Source organism: Arthrobacter sp. 2YAF22_2, assembly GCF_052114645.1.
Classification (GTDB): domain Bacteria; phylum Actinomycetota; class Actinomycetes; order Actinomycetales; family Micrococcaceae; genus Arthrobacter.
In genome coordinates this window covers 1-3,849 of record NZ_JBFRFD010000358.1, presented here as the reverse complement: position 1 = coordinate 3,849, position 3,849 = coordinate 1, and the positions used below count along the sequence as shown (strand labels likewise).

General features: G+C 62.2%; 7 protein-coding genes. All 7 read right to left on the bottom strand.

The genetic code is table 11. The features are described 5' to 3' along the window. A partial coding sequence (gene secY, locus AB4Y86_RS13930) for a preprotein translocase subunit SecY (protein WP_441402801.1) occupies nucleotides 1–1,016 on the bottom strand: 1,016 nt, incomplete at its 3' end. Between the two features lie 183 nt (nucleotides 1,017–1,199). Next, nucleotides 1,200–1,694, bottom strand: coding sequence for a 50S ribosomal protein L15 (gene rplO / locus AB4Y86_RS13925; protein WP_011692793.1), 495 nt, complete (start codon nucleotides 1,692–1,694; stop codon nucleotides 1,200–1,202). Beyond that, entirely contained in the window at nucleotides 1,695–1,901 is a 207-nt protein-coding gene (gene rpmD / locus AB4Y86_RS13920; protein WP_267275868.1) for a 50S ribosomal protein L30, read from the bottom strand. It lies immediately after the preceding gene. A 3-nt stretch (nucleotides 1,902–1,904) separates the two neighbouring features. Continuing rightward, a complete protein-coding gene (rpsE, locus tag AB4Y86_RS13915) occupies nucleotides 1,905–2,585 on the bottom strand; it encodes a 30S ribosomal protein S5 (protein ID WP_441402800.1) in 681 nt (226 codons plus the stop codon). A 26-nt stretch (nucleotides 2,586–2,611) separates the two neighbouring features. Continuing rightward, the gene (rplR, locus tag AB4Y86_RS13910; RefSeq protein WP_018773674.1) at nucleotides 2,612–2,995 is read right to left on the bottom strand and encodes a 50S ribosomal protein L18; all 384 of its coding nucleotides are present in this window, start codon (nucleotides 2,993–2,995) and stop codon (nucleotides 2,612–2,614) included. A gap of 2 nt (nucleotides 2,996–2,997) precedes the next feature. Next, a complete protein-coding gene (gene rplF / locus AB4Y86_RS13905; RefSeq protein ID WP_090575311.1) occupies nucleotides 2,998–3,534 on the bottom strand; it encodes a 50S ribosomal protein L6 in 537 nt (178 codons plus the stop codon). Between the two features lie 18 nt (nucleotides 3,535–3,552). Next, nucleotides 3,553–3,849 (bottom strand): 30S ribosomal protein S8 (rpsH, locus tag AB4Y86_RS13900; protein WP_441402799.1); only part of this gene is annotated, 297 nt, incomplete at its 5' end.

The window sequence follows — 3,849 nt, the reverse complement described above, 5'->3', positions numbered from 1 at the left end:
GGGTTGAAAGTAATCGCGACATAGAAGTACGTGAAGAAGACAATCATGGCGAAGTAGAGCGCCATGTAGATGGGGTGGTCACCGCGGGTCAGGTTGTTGTTGATCCACTCAACCCACGGCGCCATGGACTCGCCTGGCTTGGGCTGGTTGAACTGCGAAATCAGGCCCGGCAGGTAGAGCATCGAGGACGCGAAAATGACGGGCACGACGCCGGCCATGTTCACCTTGATGGGGATGTAGGTGCTGGTGCCGCCCACGGTGCGGCGGCCGATCATGCGCTTGGCGTACTGCACCGGGATGCGGCGCTGGGACTGCTCGACAAAGACGACCAGCGCCACTGTGAGCAAGCCGATGACCAGCACCATGAAGAACGTGCCCGGCCCCTGCGCCTTCCAGATCGCGCCCAGCGACGTCGGGAAGCCGGCGGCAATGGACGTGAAAATGAGTAGCGACATGCCGTTGCCCACGCCCTTTTCCGTCACGAGCTCGCCCATCCACATGATCAGGCCGGTACCGGCCGTCAGGGTGATGATGATGAGGATCGTGGTGATGATGCTGGTGTCCGGGATGATCGGCAGCTGGCAGTTAGGCAGCAGCTGGCCGGAGCGCGCCAGCGACACCAGCGTCGTGGCGTTCAGCAGGCCGAGGGCGATCGTCAGGTAACGCGTGTACTGCGTCAGCTTGGACTGGCCCGAGGCGCCCTCGTCGTAGAGCTGCTGGAACCGGGGAATGACCACCCGGAGCAGCTGGACGATGATGCTGGACGTGATGTACGGCATGATCCCGAGCGCGAAAATTGAGACCTGCAGCAAGGCACCGCCGCTGAACAGGTTGACGAGCTGGTAGATCCCGCCCGTGGTCTGACCGTTCTGCAAGCATTGCTGGACATTCTGGTAGCTCACACCAGGCGAGGGGATGAACGCACCCAAGCGGAAGATTGTGATGATTGCCAGCGTGAACAACAACTTGCGTCGCAGATCAGGCGTGCGAAAGGCCCGGCCGAATGCGCTAAGCAAGCGTCCTCCTGAGGAATAAGTAAAGTCGTGTGAGACAGGTCAAATAAACCCAACAACCGAGTCTAACGGGTGGATGCGCCCGCCGAACAATCGGCGGGGCCCGGAAATGAAAAAACTCCCGACGCCGGGGCCGGAGCCCCGGAGCCGGGAGTTTCAACAACGGGCGAATGCCCCGCCGCCTCCTTAGAGGGCGGTGGTGCTTCCGCCTGCTGCGGCAATCTTTTCTGCGGCACTGGCCGAGAATGCGTGGACGGTGACGTCAACCTTGACGGTGATGTCGCCGGTGCCCAGCACCTTGACGGGCTGGTTCTTGCGAACGGCACCCTTTTCGACCAGGTTCTCCACGGTGACTGCGCCACCTTCCGGGAACAGCTCGTTGAGCTTGTCCAGGTTTACAACCTGGTACTCAACCCGGAACGGGTTCTTGAAGCCGCGCAGCTTCGGCAGGCGCATGTGCAGCGGCAGCTGGCCGCCGGCAAAGCCAGCCTTGATCTGGTAGCGGGCCTTCGTACCCTTGGTACCGCGACCGGCGGTCTTACCCTTGGAACCTTCACCACGACCAACGCGGGTCTTGGCGGTCTTGGCACCCGGGGCGGGACGCAGGTGGTGAACCTTCAGTGCGTTCTGCTTCTCAGCAGCGGCGCCCTGTGCCTTCTCGGCGGTGTTCTTCTCTGCCATTTACTTCGCCTCCTCTACCTTTACCAGGTGCGGAACCGTGTTGAGCATTCCAACGGTCACGGCATCGGCGGTGCGGACAACGGTGTGTCCGATCCGCTTCAGGCCGAGGGACCGCAGGGTGTCGCGCTGGTTCTGCTTGCCGCCAATGACGGACTTGATCTGAGTGATCTCCAACTGGGCGTCGGAGGGAATCAGGTTTTTAGCCACGACTCAGACACCTGCCTTCTGGTTCATGATCGCCTTCACCATTGCCGCCGGAGCGATCTCGTCGAGCGGGAGGCCGCGGCGTGCTGCCACTGCTGCCGGCTCTTCGAGGCGCTTCAGCGCATCAACGGTCGCGTGAACGATGTTGATGGCATTGGAGGAACCGAGCGACTTGGAGAGGATGTCGTGGATGCCCACGCACTCCAGTACTGCACGGACCGGACCGCCGGCGATAACACCGGTACCGGCGGAAGCCGGACGCAGCATGACGACGCCTGCGGCGGCTTCGCCCTGAACACGGTGCGGAATGGTGCTGCCGATGCGGGGAACGCGGAAGAAGGACTTCTTGGCCTCTTCAACGCCCTTCGCGATGGCGGCGGGAACTTCCTTGGCCTTGCCGTAGCCGACGCCGACCATACCGTTGCCGTCACCGACGACGACGAGCGCGGTGAAGCTGAAGCGACGACCACCCTTGACGACCTTGGAAACACGGTTGATGGTTACGACGCGCTCTACGAACTGGCTCTTCTCGGCTTCGCGGCCGCCGTCACGGCCACCACGGCCACCACGGTCGCCACGGCCCTGGCCGCGGTCGCCACGCTCGCCACGACGGGCGCCACCACGGGCGCCGTCGGTGGTAGCAGGCGCAGCGGTCTCAGTTGCCGGAGCAGCTACAGCTTCAGTCACCTGAATGTCCTTTTCGTTATTTTCGGTCACAGTGCGAGCCCACCTTCACGTGCGCCGTCAGCGACGGCGGCGATCCGGCCGTGGTACTTGTTACCACCGCGGTCGAAGACAACTGCCTCGATGCCGGCAGCCTTGGCACGCTCGGCGACGAGCTCGCCGACGCGCTTGGCTTTGGCGGTCTTGTCACCGTCGAATGCACGAAGGTCGGCTTCCAGAGTGGACGCGCTCGCTACGGTCAGGCCCTTGGTGTCATCGACAACCTGGACGAATACGTGGCGTGCGGAACGGTTGACGACCAGACGCGGACGTACAGCCGTACCGGAAATGCGCTTGCGGATACGAAGCTGGCGGCGGCTGCGCTGGGCAGACTTGCTCTTGTTCGTACGCTTCTTGTTAATTGCGATCGCCATGGTTACTTACCAGCCTTTCCGACCTTGCGGCGGATGACTTCGCCTGCGTAACGGATGCCCTTGCCCTTGTAGGGGTCCGGCTTCCGCAGCTTGCGAATGTTGGCAGCAACCTCGCCGACCTGCTGCTTGGAGATACCTGAAACAGAGAGCTTGGTCGGGGTCTCAACTGCAAAGGTGATGCCGTTCGGTGCCGAGACGTTGACCGGGTGGCTGTAGCCCAGAGCGAACTCCAGGTCAGAACCCTTGGCCTGGACGCGGTAACCGGTACCGACAATCTCAAGCTTCTTCTCGTAGCCTGCGGTGACACCCTGGATCATGTTGGCGATCAGGGTGCGGGTCAGGCCGTGCAGCGAACGTGAGGCGCGCTCGTCGTTCGGGCGGGCGACAGTCAGGGTGCCTTCTTCCAGGGAGACCTCGATCGGGCTCGCCACAGTGTGGCTCAGCTCGCCTTTGGAACCCTTGACGCTGACGACAGAGCCGTCAACCTTGACCTCAACGCCGGCAGGAACGGTGATGGGGAGACGTCCAATACGTGACATTATTCTCTTCCTTTCCCGTTACCAGACGTAAGCGAGGACTTCGCCGCCCACGCCCTTCTTGCCGGCCTGCTTGTCAGTCAAGAGGCCGGAAGAGGTGGACAGGATTGCAACACCCAGGCCACCGAGCACGTGCGGCAGGTTGGTGGACTTTGCGTATACGCGCAGTCCCGGCTTGGAAATACGACGAACGCCAGCGATGGAACGCTCGCGGTTCGGACCGAACTTGAGCTCGAGGGTCAGCTTCTTGCCAACCTCAGCGTCTTCTTCTTTCCAGGAGGCGATGTAACCTTCGGCCTTCAGGATGTCGGCAACGCG